This is a genomic window from uncultured Mailhella sp. (assembly GCF_905187505.1).
In the GTDB taxonomy this organism is placed as follows: Bacteria; Desulfobacterota; Desulfovibrionia; order Desulfovibrionales; family Desulfovibrionaceae; genus Mailhella.
In genome coordinates this window covers 1-23,724 of the sequence record NZ_CAJJIC010000031.1, presented here as the reverse complement: position 1 = coordinate 23,724, position 23,724 = coordinate 1, and the positions used below count along the sequence as shown (strand labels likewise).

15 protein-coding genes are annotated in these 23,724 nt (G+C 62.3%); 14 read left to right on the top strand and 1 reads right to left on the bottom strand.

Going from position 1 to position 23,724, the window contains the following annotated elements; translation table 11 throughout:
- On the top strand, positions 1-1,900 hold a 1,900-nt coding region (locus tag QZZ60_RS04870), incomplete at its 5' end, for a sigma 54-interacting transcriptional regulator (protein WP_295638622.1).
- 127 nt (positions 1,901-2,027) lie between these two features.
- Positions 2,028-2,459, top strand: a complete 432-nt coding sequence (locus QZZ60_RS04865) for an OsmC family protein (protein ID WP_295638620.1) — start codon at positions 2,028-2,030, stop codon at positions 2,457-2,459.
- 39 nt (positions 2,460-2,498) lie between these two features.
- Here QZZ60_RS04865 and QZZ60_RS04860 read toward each other — a convergent pair whose 3' ends face one another.
- Entirely contained in the window at positions 2,499-2,789 is a 291-nt protein-coding gene (locus tag QZZ60_RS04860; protein WP_295638618.1) for a hypothetical protein, read from the bottom strand.
- A gap of 313 nt (positions 2,790-3,102) precedes the next feature.
- Here QZZ60_RS04860 and QZZ60_RS04855 point away from each other — a divergent pair, with 313 nt between their 5' ends.
- From QZZ60_RS04855 to metG, 12 genes are all read left to right on the top strand, one after another.
- Entirely contained in the window at positions 3,103-4,554 is a 1,452-nt protein-coding gene (locus tag QZZ60_RS04855) for a hypothetical protein (protein ID WP_295638616.1), read from the top strand.
- 660 nt (positions 4,555-5,214) lie between these two features.
- Positions 5,215-7,329, top strand: coding sequence for a glutamine synthetase III (locus QZZ60_RS04850; protein ID WP_295638613.1), 2,115 nt, complete (start codon positions 5,215-5,217; stop codon positions 7,327-7,329).
- Between the two features lie 180 nt (positions 7,330-7,509).
- Positions 7,510-8,616 (top strand): glutamate synthase, encoded by a 1,107-nt coding sequence (locus QZZ60_RS04845; RefSeq protein ID WP_295638610.1) that lies wholly within the window; start codon positions 7,510-7,512, stop codon positions 8,614-8,616.
- On the top strand, positions 8,604-10,241 hold the full coding sequence (locus QZZ60_RS04840) for a glutamate synthase-related protein (RefSeq protein ID WP_294445380.1): 1,638 nt from the start codon (positions 8,604-8,606) through the stop codon (positions 10,239-10,241). Before QZZ60_RS04845 ends, QZZ60_RS04840 begins: the two co-directional genes overlap by 13 nt.
- A 61-nt stretch (positions 10,242-10,302) precedes the next feature.
- Positions 10,303-12,627, top strand: a complete 2,325-nt coding sequence (locus tag QZZ60_RS04835) for an FAD-dependent oxidoreductase (protein ID WP_295638606.1) — start codon at positions 10,303-10,305, stop codon at positions 12,625-12,627.
- Positions 12,628-12,680: 53 nt separating this feature from the next.
- Positions 12,681-13,922 carry an LL-diaminopimelate aminotransferase gene (locus QZZ60_RS04830; protein WP_295638603.1) on the top strand — a complete coding sequence of 414 codons (1,242 nt, stop codon included), beginning with the start codon at positions 12,681-12,683 and terminating at the stop codon, positions 13,920-13,922.
- Between the two features lie 114 nt (positions 13,923-14,036).
- A complete protein-coding gene (locus tag QZZ60_RS04825; protein WP_295638600.1) occupies positions 14,037-15,623 on the top strand; it encodes a sigma-54-dependent Fis family transcriptional regulator in 1,587 nt (528 codons plus the stop codon).
- 269 nt (positions 15,624-15,892) lie between these two features.
- On the top strand, positions 15,893-16,294 hold the full coding sequence (locus QZZ60_RS04820) for a DnaJ family domain-containing protein (protein WP_295638597.1): 402 nt from the start codon (positions 15,893-15,895) through the stop codon (positions 16,292-16,294).
- Between the two features lie 53 nt (positions 16,295-16,347).
- A complete protein-coding gene (gene uvrA, locus QZZ60_RS04815) occupies positions 16,348-19,263 on the top strand; it encodes an excinuclease ABC subunit UvrA (protein ID WP_295638594.1) in 2,916 nt (971 codons plus the stop codon).
- A 2-nt stretch (positions 19,264-19,265) separates the two neighbouring features.
- The gene (locus tag QZZ60_RS04810) at positions 19,266-20,729 is read left to right on the top strand and encodes a DUF4139 domain-containing protein (protein WP_295638591.1); all 1,464 of its coding nucleotides are present in this window, start codon (positions 19,266-19,268) and stop codon (positions 20,727-20,729) included.
- 251 nt (positions 20,730-20,980) lie between these two features.
- Positions 20,981-22,168: a regulatory iron-sulfur-containing complex subunit RicT gene (locus QZZ60_RS04805; protein WP_295638588.1), complete on the top strand. Its 1,188-nt coding sequence runs from the start codon at positions 20,981-20,983 to the stop codon at positions 22,166-22,168.
- Between the two features lie 104 nt (positions 22,169-22,272).
- On the top strand, positions 22,273-23,724 hold a 1,452-nt coding region (gene metG, locus QZZ60_RS04800), incomplete at its 3' end, for a methionine--tRNA ligase (protein ID WP_295638585.1).

The following is a 23,724-nucleotide window of genomic DNA, read 5'->3' as shown; positions in this document are numbered from 1 at the left end:
ACGGTGGGTTATGAACAACATACTTTTTCTTGGCGGCAATCCGGAACATTGCAATATGGTCAGGGACATCGTCAGCAAATACGAATATCCCGTGGATGTTTCCGTCTTCGGTCTGCTGGTAAACAAGAACATCGGTCTGAAACTGGAAGATTATGATGTCGTCGTTTGCACTCCGGGCCTGAGAGAAAGCCAGGAAATGAAAAGCTATAACGGCATTGTCATTACCTGCAACATTCGATTCAAGGACTACCTGGAGGCCATACTTGAAGCTACAAAAATGGGAAAGCACGTCGCCATATTCGCGATGGAGTATCTCAACAGGGATATCCATTTTTTAAACAAGGTCATGGCCCTGTTCAAGGATGTGGAATTCTCCTTTTTTTCCTCGGAAGACATTTACAGTCTCACGGAGGAGGAGCTCTCCGGCAAGATTCTCGTCGGTCACGGACAGAGCATAGAATATCTGGCCAGCGTGTTTCACTGTCCCTTCGTTCCCGTCAAGCTCGACGACAAGAACACGCTCGAATCGCTGAGCATTGCATGTTCCATTCAGGGCCTGCTGGAAAAGAAGGCGCAGCGCATCGAGCGCTTTGAACGCATGGGAGAACTGGCGCAGATGGGAACGCTGTTTTTCGACAGCGACGGCAAGTGCACGGAAGTCAGCGACTATGCCGGTTATCTGCTCGGCGTCGCCCCGCAGGACACGTATTCCGTCCGGGGCACAAAAATCATCAGCTCCGTATGGGGCGACGGTTCCGACATCTGGCAGAAGCAGTTCTGGGTGAACGGCAACGCTTTTTTCCTCAGCCGGAAAAGATACGCTCTCACGCCGGCAAAGCAGGAGGTCATCGCCTTCATCAGGCCATTCTCGGCCATGGTCAGAACCTCCGGCAGGGAAAACAAGTCGGACGACGGCATGGTGGCCTCATGGAGATTCAGCGATCTCATGTTCTGTTCCTCCAGCTATTCACAGTGCATCCGGCGTGCCCGACGCTTCAGTCAGACGGAAGCTCCCATTCTCATAGAGGGAGAAACCGGCACGGGCAAGGAAGTGCTGGTGCAGTCCGTTCATAACGAAAGCATGCGTCAGAAAGGTCCCTTTGTGGCCGTCAACTGCGCAGCCCTGAACAACGAACTGCTGGAAAGCGAACTTTTCGGCTACGAGGAAGGTGCGTTTACCGGCGCAAGAAAAGGAGGAAAGCAGGGGCTTTTCGAGCTTGCGAACAACGGCACCCTCTTTCTCGACGAGATCAGTGAGCTTCCGCTTGTTCTTCAAGGAAAGCTGCTGCGCGCCCTGCAGGAAAAAAAAATCATGCACATGGGCGGAACGAAGCTCATCCCCGTCGACGTACGCATCATCGCCGCCTGCAACCGGCCGCTGAACCTTCTGGTGCAGCAGGGACAGTTCCGAAGGGATCTCTTCTACCGGCTGAACATCCTGCGTCTCAGAATTCCCCCGCTGCGCGACAGGCTGCCCGACCTGCCCGGGCTGGTTTCACAGTTCATCGTCAAAACGCAGAAGCGATACGATATCGCCATAGCCTCGTTTTCCAAAGAGGCGTTTGAAATTCTGGCAGGCTATGACTGGCCCGGCAACGTACGGGAGCTGGAAAACGTCATAGAAAGAGTATGTCTTCTGGCTTCCACCTCCGAAGACGTGCCCGCGCTGCTCAGGGAATATGTGGAAGAAAGCCGGGCGGAGCGATTCCCGAATGAAGAAGTCTCCGAAGAAAACATCCTTCGCGTCCCCGTAGGCAGCATGGCGCAGATGCAGAGCTTCATCATGCAGGAAATGCTGCGCATGCATGGAGGCAACTGCACCGCCGCAGCCGATCACATGAAAATAAGCAGAGGAACGCTCTGGAAAAACAGAAAGACCTGGAACGACCGGGGCTCGTAAGCCCGACTCGCCCGCCTGTGGGACGCGCATGACGCTTTCCCGTCGCCGCGGAAAGCTACGCAGTCCGACCTGCCATGCACCCCCGACAGGCTTCCCTCAACCATCTGCCGTCACCAAGGAGGACACCATGCAGCTTGCCATTTCCTTACACAAGAAAGGAGACGTCAGCATCATTGAAACCGGAGGCGCAGCGCTGAAGAACATCGTGATCGACAATACCGACGTGCCGGAAGAACAGCGCGGAGGCACGGCAAAGCAGCTGCTCGGTGCCGCCGCTCTGTACTGCTATGCCGCATCGCTCACGGCGGCCATGGAAGCCCGAGCCCTTCGATACACCAGTCTGGACCTGTCGGCAGCTCTGGACGTGGGCCATAACGAAAAAGGTCAGAGCAGAGTGCTGAAAATCACCATCACGGCCGATGTAGGCATCGACGAGGATGATCTCGACCTCTTCGAGCGGGTGGCGCGCGTCATGAAGAGCGGCTGTCTCGTGACGGGCTCCCTTCATGACGGCATAGACATGGTTTATGAGCTTAACCCCGTGTGCGACAACGGGTAGACTTCTCTTTGGGGCGGCCGCCATGCCGACGGCAAGAATCTACGCGGCAAAAAGCTTGCCGCACCTGCGGCAGCGGTAGAGATGCCGGTTGTACCTGTTGTCCATGGCGTGCCCCGCCCTGTTGCCCATGACGGCCCCGGAGGCAGCGCCCGTCACGGCGCCCACAAGGCCGCCCGCAAGGGCCCCTATGGCCGTGCCGAGCCCCGGAAGCACGGAGCCTATGGCCGCTCCGGCGGCGGCTCCCGCGCTTATGCCGGACACCCCGGCCGCGGCTCCGCCCACGCCTCCGGCCGCCGTGCCGAGCGTACGGTAGCGGTCATCCCTGCACACATCGAAACTCCTGCAGCACGGACAGCGTACAGCCATGGCTCACCTCAACTTCTTTTATGCCGGCATGGTACGGAAAAAACGGCGGGCAGGCAAGAAAGTCGACGGCCGCCATGCGCGCCATTCCCCACCGGGATAACCATAAAAAAGACTGCGCCGCAGGCCTTTTCACAAAAATTTAATGCAGATTTCTTTTGTAGTATATTTGACAAAAATATAACAAGCCGCTACAAAAAAGCGTCGACAATTTTCCTGCCATGGCAGAGACACAGGACCGGTCTTCAAGCAGACGGGCAAGTCCCGTTGAGGAGCACTCATGTCTCTGACTCGTTATTTCGCCAAAGCCGCAATGACTCTGGCCTGTGTTCTTGCCGTAAGCGGCGTTGCCGTTGCCGCCGACGGAGAAAGCGCCGTCATGAAATCCCCCGCAGCAGACGGCGCGTATGTCATGAAGCTGCAGGGAATGACCAACAACTACAAAATCAAGCTGCTTGACGGCAAGCGCAAGACCGTCGACGACGGCGTCGTCATCCGTCAGAGCTATGTCAAGGACGGCAAGGTCGTCATTCCCGCCGCCGGTCTCTACACCACTTCCCGCTGCAGCAACTGGTGGTCCTTCAACGACCATGTCTTCACCATTGCCGGCAAGAAGTATCACTTCATCACCGACGAGTATCAGCAGGACGTGGTGAAGAACGTCACCATGAAGCCCGGCGACATCATCTTCGGCAACAAGGAAAAGACCCGCGGCTGGGAACTCAAGGCCATTGATCCCGATCCCTTCGGCATTGCCGGAGGCCACATGGCCTATTTCTGGCTCATCAAGACCACGGGCAACTACTACGGCAACCCCTTCATCGTGGTCGGCGGCTCGAACGTGAAGCCTTCCGCTTCCGACGGCTCGCTGCTCAAGAACGGTTCCGGCCTCAAGGAAGGCACCACCTCCTGCATGGAACAGCCCGACATCCGTCCCTACCTCGTGGGCAACGACATTTCCACGAACTCCCGCTCCGTGATCTACATGGACAGCCTCTCCGCCACGGAAGCCAAGATCAAGGAATTCGTCACGGTGAGCACGTCCAAGGCGCTCATCTCCCCCAATGATCCGGTCATCGGCATGTACGGCAAGGGCGACACCATCAAGATCGGCAACGCCACCGTGGAAGTGACCGACATCACCGCCGACACCGCCACCGTGAAGATCACCGACAAGCAGGGCACCGTGACCAAGACCCTCAAGGCCGACGCCGAATCCCTGAAGCTGTTCCCCGCCTCCCGCGTGGTGTGCAAGGCCATGTACGCCCAGTCTGAAAGCGGCAGGGAACTTGTGAACATCAATCCCCGCAACGAAGGCGGCGCGTTCGTGAACGGCAAGGTGGCCCTCATGGCCCACAGCGACGTCATCACCGTGACCAACGGCGGAGAATGGGCGGCCGACAAGCGCTTCATCACCCGTCCTGAAATCTGCGCGGAATGTTCCTTCATCCATGAGATCGCCCTGGAAAACAAGGAACCCATCGTGCTCGACGCCAAGAACAACAAGTACGTGGGCCCCGAAGGCTACTTCACCATCGTCATCGACAAGATGAACGGCAACACCGTGGAAGCCTGGCATGTGGAAAACGCCAAGGCCAAGACCGAGAACCTCGCCGGTCGCGCCAAGGGCAAGCACATCGACCTCGTGCTCGGCGCAGCCTGCCGTTCCACCGGTCACTTCTTCAGCCGCGTGTATCCGCAGCTCTATAAGGAAGCCATCGGCGCGAAGTGATGCCATTATGTAGTATCGACGTGTCGCTGCTATGAACTCAAAGAGCCACATGGGAAACCATGTGGCTTCTTTGTTCATGCCGCCCCCTCCTGCCCTTTCACGACAATGGCGGCGCGCGGCCGCGTCATTCCCATCTTTCCCGCACAGTCCGGCGTGAACGCGAGGGAGCCGGACGTCAGAACCGGCCCGACGGACGGCTCAAAAAACACGAGCTCCTCGCTCCTGCCGAAACACGCCGCTGACATGAACACGGGTCTCAAACAATGAGACCGCAGACTCTCCGCTCCCATGATCATGAACATTTTCTACCTTTATGTAGAAAATCGTTCTTTTGCCTCCGCTCTTCCGGGCAGCGGTCAGGGAGTCCCGTTTAAAATCCACTAAAATGTAGTTTTTTCCATTTTTTATGATAACCTCTTGAAAGCAATTCATAAATGTAGAACACTCCTGAAAAATATTACAATTTTGTCTATTTTATGTATGTCCCATTTTCTACATTTAGGTAGAAAACATACCCATTCATGGAGTGCGTCCAGATCAAATTAAAAAATATTTCATTTAATTTCTAATAGTTATATAAAAACACTCCTATTTGGCACGCTTCTTGCTTTAACTCTTGCAGAAAAAGCCAAGAAGCCTTTCCCAAAGGAGTTTACAAATATGTCAAGTTCCAATACGCCAAGGCATGACGACGAATATTTCGGCTGCGACGTGTTCACGCTCGACACCATGTGCCGGCATCTGCCGCACGACGTGTACGTGAACCTTGAGCAGACCATTCTGAACGGCACCCGCCTCGATCCCGCCATTGCCGGCACCGTGGCCAACGCCATGAAGGACTGGGCCGTCTCCCGCGGAGCCACCCACTACACCCACTGGTTCCATCCCCTCACCGGGCTCACCGCGGAAAAGCACGACGCCTTCCTGCAGCCCGTGGACGGCAAGATGATCAGCTGCTTCTCCGGCAAGACCCTGCTCTCCGGCGAACCGGATGCCTCGAGCTTCCCCTCCGGCGGCCTGCGCGCCACCTTCGAGGCCCGCGGCTACACCGCCTGGGACCCCACCTCCCCGGTGTTCCTCATCGGCCACACCCTGCACGTGCCCACCATGTTCTATTCCTACACGGGTGAAGCCCTCGACCGCAAGGTCCCGCTGCTGCGCTCCGTGTCCGCGGTGTCCCGTCAGGCCCTGCGCATCCTGCGTCTGTTCGGCAACACCCGCGCCACCCGCGTCGACGCCCAGGTCGGCCCCGAACAGGAATATTTCCTCGTGGACAAGACCCTTGCCGCCAAGCGTCCCGATCTCATCATGACCGGCCGCACCCTCTACGGCGCCACCACCCCCAAGGGGCAGGAAATGGAGGACCACTACTTCGGCGCCATTCCTTCCCGCGTGATGGCCTTCATGGAAGACCTCGAGCACACCCTCTACCGTCTCGGCATTCCCGCCCAGACCCGTCACAACGAGGTGGCTCCCGCCCAGTTCGAACTTGCGCCTCTCTATGAGAAGGTGAACATCGCCACCGATCACAACATGCTGGTCATGAACCTCATGCGCCACATCGCGCCCCGCCACGGCTTCATGTGCCTGCTGCACGAAAAGCCCTTCGAAGGCGTGAACGGTTCGGGCAAGCACAACAACTGGTCGCTCTCCGACTCCGAGGGCAACAACCTGCTCAAGCCCGGCGACACCCCGCAGGACAACGCTCAGTTCCTCGTCTTCCTCGCCGCCGTGCTGCGCGCCGTGCACAAGCACTCCGCCGTGCTGCGCCTCGGCACCATCGGCGCCGGCAACGATCACAGACTCGGCGCCAACGAAGCGCCGCCGGCCATCATTTCCGTGTACCTCGGCGATCAGCTTGCCGAAGTGGTCCGTTCCTTCACGGGCGACGGTTCCTGCACCAAGAAGGCCAGACCCACGCTGAACATCGGCGTGGACGTGCTGCCCCCCATGCCCTGCGACTACTCCGACCGCAACAGGACGAGCCCCTTCGCCTTCACGGGCAACAAGTTTGAATTCCGCGCCGTGGGCTCCTCGCAGTCCATCGCTCCGGCCAACATCGCCATCAACGCGGCCGTGGCCTGCTCCCTTGAAGAGATCGCCGACCGTCTCGAAGCCGACGTCGCCGCCGGCAAGGACCTGAACAGCGCCGTGCAGAGCCTGCTCACCGACCTGTTCACCGAACACGCCCCCATCGTGTTCAACGGCAACGGCTACACCGAAGAATGGCCCGTGGAAGCCGCAAAGCGCGGTCTGCCCAACTACGCCAACACCGTGCAGGCCCTCGAACACTACAGCGATCCCGACGTGCTCGCCACCTTCTCCCGTCAGGGCATTCTCACCGAACGCGAATGCCTCTCCCGTCAGGAGATCCTGTTCGAGAACTACGCCAAGACCATAGGCATCGAGGCCGCCACCGCGAGCCGCATGGGCCGCACCCTCATCGTGCCCGCCGCCATGAAGGCTCAGAGCGCTGCCGCCGAAATGGTCAACCGCACCCGCGAGGCCATGGGCAAGGTTCCCGCCGCCCAGACCTCCTATCTGGAACTTCTCGCCTCCGCCACCGAAAGCCTCATGCTGGCCCTGCGCAAGCTCGACGAAAAGCGCATGGTGCTCGCCGACGCCTCGGAAGCGGAAAAGGCCGCCTTCATCGCCCGTGACGAGGTGCTCCCCGCCATGAACGAATGCCGCGGCTTCGCCGACAAGCTGGAATCCATCATGGCCAGTTCCGACTGGCCCATGCCCAGCTACGCCGAGCTCATGTGGACACATTGATCGGGCAAGGTGCGGGAACCTCCGGGTTCCCGCCCGCTCCCGCCTCCGAAAAAGAGCCGTTTCGCGAAGGGGCAGGCCGAACAGGAAGGTCTGCCCCTCTCAAGCGGATGGCGCAGTACAAATACGCATCGCAGGCCGTTATCGTTCCAGCTAACGGCCGGGGACATTGAGGACAACAACATGTGCAGAATAGGGTCGATAAAGAGCTTAACGCCCATCGGGCCGCGCAGCGCGCTCGAGCTCATGCTTCCGCAGCAGGAAGGGCACGACAATTCCGGCTTTGCCATGGTCATGCAGGATCTGGCCGGGCCCTTCGCCGAGTGGAAGGACAGGCCCCTGCTTTCCGCGGCCTGCTCCCGCGAGGGCATGCGCGCCGTGGACGACTACATGGCCGAACATCATTTTTCCCTGCTTTTCAGCTGGACCCCCAAGTATGACGCGCGTCCCGGGCTGGACATCCGCCCCATGGAACGCTACCTCTTCCGCGTTTACGACTATCCCACCCACTACCGCTACAGCAGCGACGAGGAAAAGGCCGCGCTTCTGCTCGACACCCGTCTCGCCCTGCGCTCCATGCTGGAGAAGAACGACGAGGGATTCGTATACTCCTTCTGGCCCGACACGCTCACCCTCAAGGAAATAGGCGATCCCCGGGACATCGCCACCTACTTCCGCCTGTGGGACGACTCCTGCCCGCTCCTTGCCAGGAACATCGTCACCCAGTGCCGTCAGAACACCAACTACGACATCGTGCGCTACGCCGCCCATCCCTTCTTCCTGCAGGGCTACACCCTCTGCGCCAACGGCGAAAACACGTTCTACACCAAGAACAGGGAATTTCAGAAGTCCCTGCATCGCGGCTACACCGGCTTTGAATCCGACTCGCAGTGCCTGCTCTACACCCTGCACTACGTGCTCAACGAGCTCAAGTGGCCCATCGAATACTACAAGCACGTCATCACGCCCCTGCCCTTTGCCGAAATCGACAAGCGCGAGGACGCCGAAGTGCTGCGCATCATCCGCGAAACGCTCGCCCACCTTGAAATCAACGGACCGAACGCCATCATCGCCATGCTTCCCGACGGCCGCATGATGACCTGCTGCGACTCCAAGAAGCTGCGTCCCGTGGTGGTGGGCCGCACCAAGGACATGCTGGCCATATCCTCCGAAGTGTGCGGACTCAACGCCGTCATGCCCGACCGCGACGTTTCCACAGACATCTACCCCGGCGAGAGGGAAACCATCGTCGTCGACAACGACCTGAGGGTGCATATATGCAGACAGTAAAGGCTCTCGACAACTGCACGGACGATCTGCGCTGGATCATCCGCTACGATCCCACCCGCTGCACCATGTGCGGCAGCTGCGTGGCTCAGTGCATGCAGAACGCCATTGAGGTTCGCATGATGCGCCAGGATCTCACGGTCTCGGAAAAGCCCTGGCCCGATCCGGAAAAGAAGCATCTCGCCCGGCCGGTCATCCGTCAGAAGACCGACCTCGCCCATCTTTGCGTGGGCTGCGGCTTCTGCGCCAAGGTGTGCCCCAACGACGCCATCCATCCCGAGCGCAACCCCGACCAGCGCATTCCCGTCATCGCCCGCGTGAACGGCCCCATCCGCCGCGGCGGACGCACCAACCTGAACACGCAGCGCACCCTCGACGCCATCGTGGTGGGCCGCATCAGCCAGATGACCGACCCTGCGCTCGACTCCGAACGCCATACCTTCGACATGCGTGCTCCCCTGGGCCGCGTGCTTCCCTCCCGCGACCTCGCCACGGAACTGCAGGTGCGCGACGGCAAGCTCGTGAAGACCGGTCACACCCCGCCCGTGAACTGGATCTATCCGCTCATCTTCAGCGACATGTCCATAGGCGCCCTCTCCACCCGCGCCTGGGAAGCCATTGCCATGGCCGCCGCCTACCTCAACGAGGAATGCGGCCTGCCCGTGCGCATGAGCTCCGGCGAAGGCGGCATGCCCGTCCGGCTCATGGAGTCCGACAAGCTCAAGTATTTCATCATTCAGATCGCCTCCGGCCACTTCGGCTGGGACCGCATCGTCAAGGCGCTGCCCCGCATGAAGGTGGATCCCGCGGGCGTGCTCATCAAGATAGGTCAGGGCGCCAAGCCCGGCGACGGCGGCCTTCTGCCCGCCTCCAAGGTGGCCCCGCACATTCAGGCCATCCGCGGCGTACCCAAGTCCACCCTCCATTCCCCGCCGAACCATCAGGGTCTCTATTCCATTGAGGAATCCGTGCAGAAGATGCACCTCTCCCTCAATGCGGCCTTCGGCTTCCGGGTTCCCGTGGCCATCAAGTGCGCGGCCTCGGCCACGTCCGTGTCCGTGTACAACAACCTGCTGCGCGACCCCTACCGCATCTGCGGCGGATTCTTCATCGACGGCATTCAGGGCGGCACCGGCGCTGCCAACGAGGTTTCCCTCGACCATACCGGTCATCCCGTGGTGTCCAAGCTGCGCGACTGCTACCTCGCGGCCGTGCGGCAGGGTCTGCAGGGTCAGATTCCCCTGTGGGCCGGCGGCGGCGTGGGCCTCACCGGCAACGCGGCCGCGGACGCCTTCAAGATGATATGCCTCGGCGCCAACGGCGTGTTCATCGGCAAGCTCCTCATCCAGCTCTTAGGCTGCGTGGGCAACGAGAACGGCCGCTGCAACAACTGTTCCACGGGTCTGTGCCCCAACGGCATCTGTTCGCAGGATCCGCGCCTCGTGGCGCGGCTCGACGTGGACAGAGGGGCACAGGCCATTGTGGACTATGTGCTTGCCTTCGACAGCGAACTGCGCAAGCTCATGGCTCCCATAGGCAACAGCTCCCTGCCCGTGGGCCGCTCCGACGCTCTTGTGGCCACCGATCACGCCGTGGCCGAAAAGCTCGGCATAGCCTACGCCTGCTGATGCTGCGCCAAAGGCGCATCCCGGCCATTCACCCGGAACCTCATCCCAAAAAGGCAACGCAATGTTTTCCATAGATACTCTCGTTCAGCACGAACGCATGTCCACGCAGGATCTGCTGATGGCCATCGGCGAAGCCGTGGCCCGGGGCGAAACGCAGTTCGAGATCCATGCGTCCGGTCAGCACGACATCGGCGGTCCGCTGTGGAACGCCGAAGGCCGCACCCTGCACTTCCATGTGACCAACCCCGGTCAACGCGTGGGCTGCATGGGCCTCGACAACACCGAAATCGTGGTGGACGGTTCCGCCCCCGCCGACGTGGGCTGGCTGAACTCCGGCGCGCGCATCACCGTAAGAGGCGATGCCGGCGACACCGCAGGCCACTGCGCCGCTTCCGGCGTCATATACATAGGCGGCCGTGCGGGCACCCGTTCCGGCTCCCTCATGAAGCACGACCCCCTCTACCCCGAGCCCGAACTGTGGATTCTCGACGGAACAGGCTCCTTCCCCTGCGAATTCATGGGCGGCGGCAAGATGGTTGTCTGCGGCCTCGACACGCCCGCAGGAGCTTCCGTGCTCGGCGAGCGCGCCTGCGTGGGCATGGTGGGCGGCGTGGTCTACTTCCGCGGCGACCCCGGTTCCTACGCCGAAAACGACGTGGCCGTGCATGAGCTTGACGAAAGCGACGTCGCCTTCCTTGCCGACGGTCTCAAGGCCTTCCTTGCCGCGGTGAAGCGCGAGGACGCCCTTGCCGCGCTCAGCAACTGGGCCGAGTGGCGCAAGCTGCTGCCCCTGAAGGGCAGCGAGCACAAGAAGACCCGCATGCCCCTTGCCGCCTACCGTGCCGAACACTGGGTGAAGGGCGGCATATTCAGCGACGTGGTGAAGGACGACTTCCGGGTGAACGGCCTTGTGGAACGCGGCGACTTCCGCCTGCGCGTGCCCGTGTGGGACAACGCCGCCACGGCCGCGCCCTGCGAACACGCCTGCCCGGCCCACATTCCCACGCAGAAGCGCTACAACCTTCTGCGCGAAGGCCGCACGGAAGAGGCGCTCCGCCTCGTGCTCGACTACTCGCCCTTCCCCGGCTCGGTGTGCGGCAGCGTGTGCCCCAATCCCTGCATGGACGCCTGCACCCGCGGATGCCGCATCGACTCGCCCGTTCAGATAGGCCCCCTCGGCCTTGAGTCCGCCGCCCTCACCGTGGAAAAGCCCGCCGTGCGCACCGGAAAGAAGGTGGCCGTGGTGGGCTCCGGCGTGGCCGGTCTTTCCGCCGCCTGGCAGCTTGCCCGCAAGGGACACGACGTCACCGTGTACGAAGCCGACTCCGTGGTGGGCGGCAAGATCGAGCAGGTCATTCCCCGCGAACGCCTGAATCACGATCTTCTCACCTCGGAAATCGCCCGCATCGAAAAGATGGGCGTTTCCTTCGTGACCTCCTGCCGCGTGGACGGCGAAAAGTTCGCCTCCCTGCGTGAGGAAAACGACGCGGTCATCGTGGCCGTGGGCGGAACCAGAGCCAGAATGTTCAACTGGCCCGGCAAGGAACGCATCATTGGCGGCATCGACTATCTCAAGGCCGTGAACAAGGGCGAGCACCCCGTCACGGGCAGAAACGTCATCGTCATAGGCTGCGGCAACGCGGGCATGGACGCCGCGGCCGGCGCCTATGCCGAGGGCGCGGAACACGTGACGTGCGTGGACGTGCAGAAGCCCGCCGCCTTTGAAAAGGAAATCGCCCACATCGAATCTCTGGGCGGAAAGCTCGTGTGGCCCTTCATGACCAGCAGGATCACGGAAGAGGGCATCTGGGACGACAAGGGTCGTCTCATTCCCGGCGACATGGTCATCATCACCATCGGCGACGAGCCGGAAATCGACTTTCTGCCCGAGGGCGTGCGCACCTTCCGCGGAAGCTGGGTGGTGCCGGACGAAAACATGAGCATTCTGCCCGGCGTGTTCGCCGCCGGCGACGTGGTGAAGCCCGGCCTTCTGGTTTCGGCCATCGGTTCCGGCGCCCGCGCGGCCGAGGCGGCCCACGCCTACATGACGGGCCGCCCCCTGCGTGAAGCCGACACGCGCGACGCGGCCTCCTCACGCCTCAGCCTCGAGTACTTCTCCCGCGTGCACAAGCAAGAGCTTCCCTCCCCGGTCGAGGACTACTACCGCTGCGTGAGCTGCGGCTCCTGCCGCGACTGCGGCATGTGCCTGCAATCCTGCCCCGAAAAGGCCATTTCCCGCGTGGAGATCGACGGCCACTTCGCCTACGTGTCCGACCCCGAACGCTGCATAGGCTGCGGCGTGTGCGCGGGCGTGTGCCCCTGCGGCGTGTGGACCATGCAGAAGAACAAGGAAATGACCTTCCCCGTGCCTTCCCTTTCGGCCTGACCCCCCTTCCACAGCAACCGTCATCCGGCCCGGCCGGACAACTGGAGAACATAATGCGCAGCATCAACAGCGCCTACGCGGGACTTTCCGGCAACTACCTGTTCAGCGAAGTCGCGCGCAGGGTCCGCGTCTACAAGGAACATCATCCCGGGGCCGACGTCATCAGCCTCGGCATAGGCGACGTGTCCCAGCCTCTCGTTCCCGCCGTCATCGAAGCCCTGCACAAGGCCGTGGACGAAATGGGCCGCGCCGAAACCTTCCGCGGCTACGGCCCGGAACAGGGCTACGCCTTCCTCCGCGAGGCCATTCTCAAACACGACTACCTCTCCCGCGGCGTGTCGCTCGACGCCGACGAGATCTTCATCAGCGACGGCGCGAAAAGCGACGTAGGCAACTTCCAGGAGCTTTTCGGCAGCGACGCCGTCATCGCCCTCACCGACCCCGTCTATCCCGTGTACGAGGATTCCAACGCCATGGCGGGACGCGGCGGCGTGCATGAAAACGGCCGCTGGAGCTCCATCGTGTACCTGCCCTGCACGAAGGAGAACGACTTCCATCCCGCGCTTCCCGAAAAGCGCGTGGACGTGGTGTACCTCTGCAGCCCCAACAACCCCACCGGCACGGTGCTGGACCGCGCGGAGCTGGAAAAGTGGGTGAACTACGCCCGCGAAAACGACTCGCTCATCATGTTCGACGCAGCCTACGAGGCCTTCATCCGCGACGAGTCCATTCCGCGCAGCATCTACGAGATCCCCGGCGCGGACGAAGTGGCCGTGGAGTTCCGCTCCCTGTCCAAGACGGCGGGCTTCACCGGACTTCGCTGCGGCTACGCCGTGGTGCCCAAAAAGCTCACGGCCAGAGCCGCCGACGGCACCGTGCTTCATCTGCACGACATGTGGCTGCGCCGTCAGTGCACCAAGTACAACGGCTGTCCCTACATCGTGCAGAGAGCCGCCGAAGCCGCGTTCATGGAACCGGCCAGAACCCAGATGAAGGAAGTTCTCGCCATCTATCAGGGCAACGCGGACATGATGCTGAAAACCTGCGAAAAACTCGGCCTTGAAGCCTTCGGCGGCGTGCATTCCCCCTACGTGTGGCTCAGAACGCCCGGCGGCATGGACTCGTGGTCCTTCTTCGACCTTCTGCTCGAAAAAGCCGCCGTGGTCTGCACCCCCGGCGTCGGCTTCGGCGCCAGCGGCGAAGGCTACGTGCGTCTCACGGCCTTCAACACGCCTTCTCTCACCAAGGCCGCGCTCGAACGACTCGAGCGCGTGCTTGCAGACGTCAGGAGCTGACGCATCGGCTCACGGCCGGACGCGGGAGCGGCCTCCGCGTCCGGCCCCCCGGCAGGCGTTTTTTCCTGCCGGCAACTTCTTTCACGGGCGGCAGACGCCCCACGGATCAATCCCATGTCCGACCCCGACTTCTCTCCCTCCTCGTTCGAGCCCTATCTCGACTGCCTGCGCCACATCGTGCATTGCCTTGAACCGGGGCTTCCCTTCCGGGAAGTGCTGCACCGCGTGCTCGGCGTCCTTGCCGCCGACATGCCCTTCGAACGCCCCCACATCGTGGTTCAGAATCCGGAAAACGGCAGTCTGCATCTGTCCATGGCCGAAGGACAGACCTCGGTTCCTCACCTCACCTACGCGCCGGGCAAAGGCATAACCGGTCAGGTGTTCGCTTCCGGCAGGCCCATCATCGTGGACTGCATGAAGGATCACCCCGATTTTCTGAACCGGCTCTTTGAACGCAGCGACGAACAGCTGCGCACGCTCGCCTTCATATGCGTGCCCGTCACCACGCAGAAGCGTTCCGGCGAACCGGAGTCCGGCCGCATGACCGTGGGCACGCTCAGCGTGGATACCCCCATGGCCGACCACGAAGTGCTGGAGCTGCGCTGCCGCGTGCTTGAGGTCGTGGCCTCTCTCGTGGGACATCAGGTGGCCTGCCTTCAGGAAGACATGGTGCGTCAGGCCACGCACTACACGCATCAGGACGACAGGCCCCTGCCTTCCGTGCTCCAGGCCATGCCCTCCATCGTGGTGCTCTCAAAATCCATGAACCACGTGCTCCACCACGTGGCGCAGGTGGCGCCGAGCCAGACCACCGTGCTTCTGCGCGGCGAATCGGGTTCGGGCAAGGAACTCATGGCCTCCGCCATCCATCAGTGCAGCACGCGCGCATCCCGCCCGTTCATACGTCTCAACTGCGCCGCGCTTCCCGCCGACCTTGTGGAAGGCGAGCTGTTCGGCTGGCAGAAGGGCGCCTTCACCGGCGCTCAGCAGGCACGGCGCGGCGTGTTCGAGCAGGCCGACACGGGCACCCTCTTCCTCGACGAAATCGGCGACCTTTCCCTGCCCGCGCAGGCCAAGGTGCTGCGAGCCATACAGGAACGCGAAATCGTGCGGCTCGGCAGCGAACGCCCCGTCAAGGTGGACGTAAGGCTCATATGCGCCACGCATCAGCCTCTGGAAAAGCTGGTGGAAAAGGGCCTCTTCCGCGAGGATCTCTACTACCGCATCAACGTGTTCCCGCTCTTTCTGCCGCCGCTTCGCGAAAGAAAGGACGACATCCTGCCCCTTGCGGAACATTTTCTGCATCTTTTCTCCCGCAGCTACGGACGTCCGGCAAGACGTCTTTCCCCGCAGGCCGCCGACGCCCTGCTCGCCTGGCACTGGCCCGGCAACGTGCGCGAACTGCAGAACGCCATGGAACGCGCCGTGCTGCTGTGCGAAGACGATCTCGTCTGCCCCTGCCATCTGCCTCAGGCCATGCGTCCCATGGACATGGACGACGCCCCCCGCGACACGGCCCGTCACCCCATGGGATTTCACGAAGAAGTCGGACAGCTCGAAAAGAAGCGTCTGGAAGAAGCCCTCGTGCGCAGCCACGGCAACATTCATCAGGCCGCGCGAGACATCGACATCACCTACCGCATCTTCTACTACAAGATGAAGAAATACGGCATCGACTACCGGCGCTATCTCTCCCGGTAGAGCCCGGCGGCCGGCGACGGCATCCCGCTTTCTCTCCCGTTTCCCCTCTCCTCTCCTTCCCGGCGGCGGTCCCTTCCCTCATTTCAGGGGCCGCCGCCTCGCTTTTCTCCGGCAGCATTCCCTCCCGCCGCATGCCGGTCGGCAAGCCCGCCCTGCTCAGCCCTGCGCCGCAACGACGGCAAGGCTCCCCCGCCCTCCCGTGACCGCCCCGGACGTTGAAAAAGCCCCCGCTCCGGGGTATAGGAAAAACGTGTCGCAAGGGAGGAAGCATGGCGGAAAATTTCCTGCATTTCATGGCATTTCAGGCAGAACGCCGCATTCAGGCGGCCCAGAAGGAAGGCGCCTTCGACCATCTGCCCGGCGAAGGAAAGCCGCTTGAGCTCGAAGACGACAACGCCGTGCCGGGCGAACTGCGCATGGCTTACAAGGTGCTCAAGAACGCGGGCTATCTGCCGCCGGAAATCGCAGACCGCAAGGAAGTAAACACCATTCTCGACCTGCTCGAACACTGCGAGGAAGGCGCGGAAAAAGTGCGTCAGATGCAGAAGCTCGACGTCATCCTCATGCGCATGAAAAATCGCGGCAAACGCTCCGTTGCCATCGACGAACACGATCCCTATTATGAAAACGTGGTGCGCCGCGTCACGATTCTGAAAAAGGGCCGGCGCTGATCCGACGCTTTTTTCCGGGCGCAGTCCGCCCCTCAATAACAACAAGGACAACCATGACCCCCAAGAAGATCCAGGGCCCCTGCATTCACATCGAAGGGGCCCGTCAGCACAATCTCAAGAACGTCAGCGTGGACATCCCGCGCGACCAGCTCGTGGTGGTGTGCGGCCCCTCGGGCTCGGGCAAGTCCACGCTCGCCTTCGACATCGTGTACGCCGAAGGTCAGCGCCGCTACGTGGAATCGCTTTCCACCTACGCAAGAATGTTTCTGCCCAAGATGGACAAGCCCCTCGTCGACAAGATAGAAGGCCTCTCTCCAGCCATCTCCCTGGAGCAGCAGACCACCGCGCACAACCCCCGCTCCACCGTGGGCACGGTGACGGAGGTGTACGACTTTCTGCGCGTGTTCTTCGCCAGGCTCGGCAAGGTGTACTGTCCGCACTGCGGCGCGCCCATCGAGGCCCGCGCCTCGGATGAAATCATTGCCGACATCATGAACATGCCCGAAGGCGAGCGCATCATGCTCATGGCGCCCCTCGTGGAGCTGCAGAAGGGCACGCACGCCGACCGGTTCAAGAAGCTGCGCGCCGAAGGCTTCGTGCGCGTGCGCGTCGCCACGCTCGGCGAGGAGGCGCAGATATATAATCTCGACGAAGTGCCCGCCCTCGACAAGAACAAGAAGCACAGCATCGATCTCGTGGTGGACCGCCTCGTCATCAAGGACGACATGCGCACCCGGCTGGCCGACTCCGTGGAACTTGCGCTGCGCTACGGCAAGGGCCGCGTCATCGTGAGCGTGCCGGGAAAGCCCGACATCGTGCACTCCACGGAATCGGTGTGCCCGAAGTGCCATGTGAGCGCGCCCATTCCCTCGCCGCAGCTCTTTTCCTTCAACAGCCCTCAGGGCGCGTGTCCCCAGTGCCTCGGCATAGGCACGGTGGTGGCCTTCGACGAAGGGCTCATCGCGCCGGACGAATCGCTCTCGCTCCGAAAGGGCGCCCTCGCCCCCTTCTCCTCTCCCTACTTCATGGCCAAGATCGGCAAGGCGCTCGAAGCCCTCGGCGAGAGGCAGGGCTTCACCATGGACACGCCGCTCAGGGATTTTTCCGACAAGGCCCGAAAGGCGCTCTTCAACGGCGAGGCAGGCGGCATCACCCGCACGGGGAGCCTGCGGCGCAACTTCATGGGCGGCACGAGCCTCAACCGCGACGAGGGCGAGGAGACGCTTTCCACCTCGCACTGGCCGGGCGTCATGTACCTTCTTGAACAGCGCATGAAGCGGGGCGACGCCTGGAGCGACATTCTGAGCCGCTACAGCTACGAGGTGGAATGCCCCACCTGCCACGGCACGCGCCTTCGCAAAGAAGCCCTTTCCGTGCGCGTGAACGGCCTCAACATCGAGGAGTTCTGCAACCTTTCCATCGAGCGCGCCCTCGAATGGGTGAAGGGACTCTCCTTCACGGGACGCCACGCCCTCATCGCCGAGCCGCTCATCAAGGAACTCACCTTCCGTCTCGGCTTCATGGTGAACGTGGGTCTCGAATACCTCACGCTCGGCCGCTCCATGGTCACGCTCTCCGGCGGCGAGGCCCAGCGCATACGCCTCGCCTCCCAGCTCGGCTCGGGTCTTGTGGGCGTGACCTACGTGCTCGACGAGCCTTCCATCGGCCTGCATCCGCGCGACAACGAACGGCTCATACGCACCCTGCGCAGCCTGCAGAAGCGCGGCAACACCGTGCTCGTGGTGGAACACGACGAAGCCACCATCTGCGAGGCCGACACCGTGCTCGAAATGGGCCCGGGCTCCGGCTCGCAGGGCGGCGAACTCGTGTTTGCAGGCACGGTGAAGGAACTCATCAGAAATTCCGACACCCTCACCGCGCGCTACCTGCGCGGCGACCTCACCATTCCCGTGCCGGAAAGCCGAAGAACGTCCGACAAGTTCCTCACCATGCGCGGCGTAACCACCAACAACCTCAAGAACATCGACTGCGCCATTCCCCTGGGCGTTCTCACCTGCGTGACCGGCGTGTCGGGGTCGGGCAAGAGCTCGCTCGTCATCGACACGCTCTACCGCCGCGTGGCGCGGCACTGCGGCCTGCGCACCGAGCAGCCCGGCCCCATGAAGGCCATGGAAGGACTCGACCAGATAGAACGCATCGTCTCCATCGACCAGACGCCCATCGGACGCACGCCGCGATCCAACCCGGCCACCTACACCAAGGTGTTCGACGACATACGCAAGATCTTCGCCATGACCCCGGACGCGAAGAAGCGCGGCTACACCGCGAGCCGCTTCAGCTTCAACGTGTCGGGCGGCCGCTGCGAGACCTGCAAGGGCGACGGCCAGATACGCGTGGAAATGCACTTTCTGCCCGACATCTTCGTGACCTGCGACGTGTGCAAGGGCCGCCGCTTCAACAGAGAGACGCTGGAAGTGCGCTACAAGGACCTCAACATCTCCGAGGTGCTCGATCTCACCGTGCGCGAGGCGCGGGAATTCTTCTCAAGCTATCCCGCGCTCGAGCGCAGGCTCGGCGTGCTCGAAGACGTGGGGCTCGGCTACATACGCCTCGGTCAGGCGGCCACCACGCTTTCCGGCGGCGAGGCTCAGCGCATCAAGATTTCCCGCGAGCTCGGCAAGAAATCCCTGCCCCGCACCCTCTACATTCTCGACGAACCCACGACCGGCCTGCACATGCACGAAGTGGGCAAGCTCATCAGCGTGCTGCACCGTCTTGTGGATCGCGGAGCCACGGTGGTGGTCATCGAGCACAACACCGACGTCATTCTTTCCGCCGACCACATTCTGGATCTCGGTCCCGGCGGCGGCGAAAACGGCGGCACCATCATCGCTTCCGGCACGCCCGAGGAAATCATGCAAAATCCCGCGTCCATCACCGGCGCGTTTCTTGTGGAAGAACGGCAGAAGCGCCGCGACTTCCTGAAGGCCATTCAAAGCGAGGACTGATCATGAAACTCCGTCTCCTTCTTTCTGCGGCGCTGTTTCTGGCCTCCGTCCTGCCCGCGCAGGCGAGGCCCGTTTCCGTCACCCTGTACCCGTCAGGAGCGCTCGTCACGGAAGAGGAGACCGTAAGGCCGGAAGCCGGCGTGGTTCTCACCCTGCCGGCGGGCGCGGATGCGGAGAGCCTTTCCGTTTCTCTTTCCTCCGGCGTCGTGCTGGAATCGCGCCTCAAGACCCGAGGCACGCCCTCCCCGGCCATGGAGACGCTTGAAGGCGAAATGGAGTCCCTGCGCGCGGAGCTCTCCCGCGTGGCCGCCGAGCGCGAAAGCGTGGCCGCCGAGCGCCTCTTCTGGGCCGATCCGCCCGTTTCTCCCCTGCCCGGCGACCGGCAGGCGCTGAAGGCGCAGGCCGAGGAAACCCGGACACGCCTTGCCGGGCTGGCGCAGAGGGAAACGGAACTCAGCGCGCGCGAAAGGACGCTGGAAAAAGACGTGCGGAGGCTCGAAGCCCGCATGGAAACGCTCGGCAGGCACAACGCCGCCGTGCAGGAATGCAGCCTCGTCATCGACGGCAAGGGTCCCGTGACGGCGCGCTGGACGTATTTTCTGCCCGGAGCATCCTGGCAGCCGTCGTACCGCGTGACGGCCGAGGAGGAGACGGGGAAGGTGCGCGTGCTCATGAACGCCGTCATGCGTCAGGACAGCGGCGCGGACTGGACGGACGTGGACGTGACGCTCGCCTCCGCCGAAGACCTGCACAGCGTGGAACCGCCCGAACTGCCGGTGTGGACCGAAGGCGGAGAGAGGCCCGTCATGCGCCAGGCCAATCTCATGGCCGCAAGGAGCGCGGACGCAAAAGCCCCGGCGGTGCAGGACCACGCCACGGGTCTTCGCTGGCTTCTCGGACGCATGGACATCCCCGCCGAAGGGAAGATCACGCGCCCTGTCGCCGTTCATGAGTTCCCGGCCGTGTTCTGCCGTCTCGTGCGGCCGCTTCAGGACACGCGGGCGTACGTCACGGCGTCACTTCTGTCGGAGAACGTGCCGCTTCTTCCCTCGGGACAGGCGCTGTTTCTCGTGAACGGCACGGAAAACGCGCGCGGCTTCTTCCGAATGGCCCCCGGCCGGAAGGATCTCTTCTTCGGCGTGGATCAGCTCGTGACCGTGAAGACGCATGAACTGACCGCGAAGGATGAGGACGCACGAACCTCGGGCAAGACCAGACAGTGGCGCTGGAGAACGGACATTGCGAACGGGCACGACCGCACCGTGGACGTGCGTGCGGAAAGCGCCGCTCCCATTCTGCGCGACGCCTCCATGAGCGCAAGGGCGAAGAGCCGTCCCGCGGCCGAGTTCAACGAGGAGCGCGCCTGCTACGAATGGCGACTGGAGGTGCCCGCGCACGGGGAGACGACCATCACGCACGAGGTGAGCGTCACATCTCCCGCCGAGCCGTCCGGCGACAAGAACTGACCCCTTTTCCGAAAGGCGGCAAGGATTGCTCCTTGCCGCCTTTTTCGCGCCCGGTCTCTCCCGGCGCAGGTCCGCCCCGCAGGAGAGGCGACCGGCGGGCAGGCGGCGCCGAAAGCACGCTTCCGCGTCCGAAAACGGCCCTGCCCCGGTCGTTCGGGCATTGACAAGTGTTTTCCCGGAAGGATATCTTCCGAAAGATTCCCAGCGGGCCAGGCCCGCCTTTTTTCATCCTCAAAAATTTTCTCGCGCTTATGAAACAGACGATAGGCATACGCTTCAGCCGCTACGGACAGGTGCTCGCCTGCCTGCACGACACCGGCGACGACGCGCCCCTTGCCGTGGGCGACAGCGCCATGGTCATGACGGAACGCGGCCTGAACTGCGGTCAGGTGGTCTGGCAGCGGCCCTGGCAGGAAGACATGGAACGCGTGCTCAAGGCGGCCAACGTGGCCGTGGAAAGCATGAGCAGCCAGAACGCCGACGACGAAGAACAGGAAGAGGCCGGCTCCGCTCCCATGCCCTCGGCCCGGCGCGCCACCGAAGAAGAACGGATGGCCGCGCAGGACAACGCCGTGCTCTCCCGGGAAGCCTATCAGTTCTGCCGCCGCTGCATTGCGGAACGCAGACTCGACATGAAGCTCGTGGACGTGGAAATTCTCTTCGACCGCAGCAAGATGGTCTTCTTCTTCACCGCGCCCACGCGCATCGACTTCCGCGATCTCGTGAAGGACCTCGTGCGCCAGTACCGCACCCGCATAGAACTGCGTCAGATAGGCGTGCGCCACGAAACCCAGATGCTCGGCGCCCTCGGCAACTGCGGCATGGTGTGCTGCTGCCGCCGCTACCTGCACAAGTTCGCTCCCGTGACCATCAAGATGGCCAAGGAACAGAACCTCTTTCTCAATCCCGCCAAGATTTCCGGCATCTGCGGACGCCTTCTGTGCTGCCTGAGCTACGAGCAGGAAAACTACGACGCCTTCCACAGAAGCTGTCCGAGACTCGGCAAGCGCTACCAGACCACCGAAGGCCCCATGAGGGTGCTGCGCAGCAACATGTTCCGCAACTCCGTGGTGGTGCTGCCCGACGGCGGTCAGGAAACGGAAATGAGCCTCGAAGAATGGCAGGCGCTCAAGCCCACCCGCACCGAAGGCCCCTCCTCCCCTTCCGCCAAGGAGCAGAAGACGCAGGCCTCAGGAGGCATGATGGTGGTCTCCGCCGCGCCCGAAACGCTGGACGACGATCTGGCCGAACTCGATCCCGGGGACGAGGCCGCCGCGCCCGTGTCCCACGAGCCCAGCATGATGAATTCCGAAGAGGCGGCGCACCGCCGCAAGCGCCCGCATCACCATCAGGAATCGCACGACAGAAGCCGCCGCCCCCGTCCGGCGCGCGAGCAGAAAAGCGCGCCCGAAAATGCGCCGGAGCAGGAAAAGTCCTGACCTTCCGCCCGCCTCCATGTCTTTTTTCCGCGGAGCGAACGGCCCGGACGCCTTCCCGCTCCAGAGAACGACCAAGAATCAACGCTCTTTCAGCAGGAGTTGTCGTGAAAAGCTACTACATCACCACGCCCATCTACTATGTCAACGCGCGCCCTCATCTGGGACACGCGTATTCCACCATCGTGGCCGACACGCTCAAGCGCTTCCACAAAATGCTCGGTGAAGACGCCAGAATGCAGACCGGCACCGACGAACACGGCGACAAGATAGTCAAGGCCGCCACCGCCGCCGGCGTGACGCCGCAGGCCTTCGTGGACGACATTTCCAGCGTGTTCCGCAACCTCTGGCCCAAGCTCGGCATTGAAAACGACGGCTTCATCCGCACCACCGACCCCGACCACATGAAGGCCGTGCAGGTGCTTCTGCAGCGCCTCTACGACAAGGGCGACATCTACTTCGGCGAGTACGGCGGACACTACTGCTACGGCTGCGAGCGCTTCTACACCGAAAAGGAGCTGGAAAACGGTCTCTGCCCCCAGCATCTGACCAAGCCCGAGTACATCAGCGAGAAGAACTACTTCTTCAAGATGTCCAAGTATCAGGACCAGCTTCGCCAGTACATCCTCGATCATCCCGACTTCATCCGTCCCGAGCGCTACCGCAACGAAGCCCTCGCCATGCTCGAGGGCGGCGTGCTGGAAGACCTGTGCATCTCCCGTCCCAAGTCCCGCCTCACCTGGGGCATCGAGCTGCCCTTCGACAAGAACTACGTGAGCTACGTGTGGTTCGACGCGCTCGCCAACTACATCACGGCCCTCGGCTGGCCCGACAATGAAAACGACGAGTCCGGCAACTACAAAAAATACTGGCCCGGCGAACATCTGGTGGCCAAGGACATCCTGAAGCCCCACGGCATCTTCTGGCCCACCATGCTCATGGCCGCGGGCCTGCCGCTCTACAAGCACCTCAACGTGCACGGCTACTGGCTCGTCAAGGACACCAAGATGTCCAAGTCGCTCGGCAACGTGGTCGATCCGCTCAAGGCCGCCGAACACTTCGGCCTCGACGCCTTCCGCTATTTCCTGCTGCGCGAGATGAACTTCGGCTCGGACGCCTCCTATTCGCCCGAAGCCATCATCACCCGCGTGAACGCCGACCTCGCCAACGACCTCGGCAACCTGTTCAGCCGCGTGCTCTCCATGAACGCCAAGTACTTCGAGAGCAAAATTCCCGCCCTCGGCAATCAGCTCGAGGCCGACGACATTCTTTCCGAAACCACGGACAACGCCGCCGCCAACTTCGTGCAGCTCTTCGGCGAGCTGCGCTTCTCGCAGGCCCTCGACGCGCTGTGGACCGCCGTTCGCGCCATGAACAAGTACGTGGACGAACAGGCCCCCTGGACCCTTGCCAAGAACGGCGACACCGAACGCCTCGGCACCGTCATCCGCACCCTTCTGGAAAACATGTACAAGGTGGCCTATCTCATCTGGCCCGTCATGCCCGCCTCTTCCTCCACCATGCAGGCCCAGCTCGGCCGTCCCCAGGGCCCGCTTTCC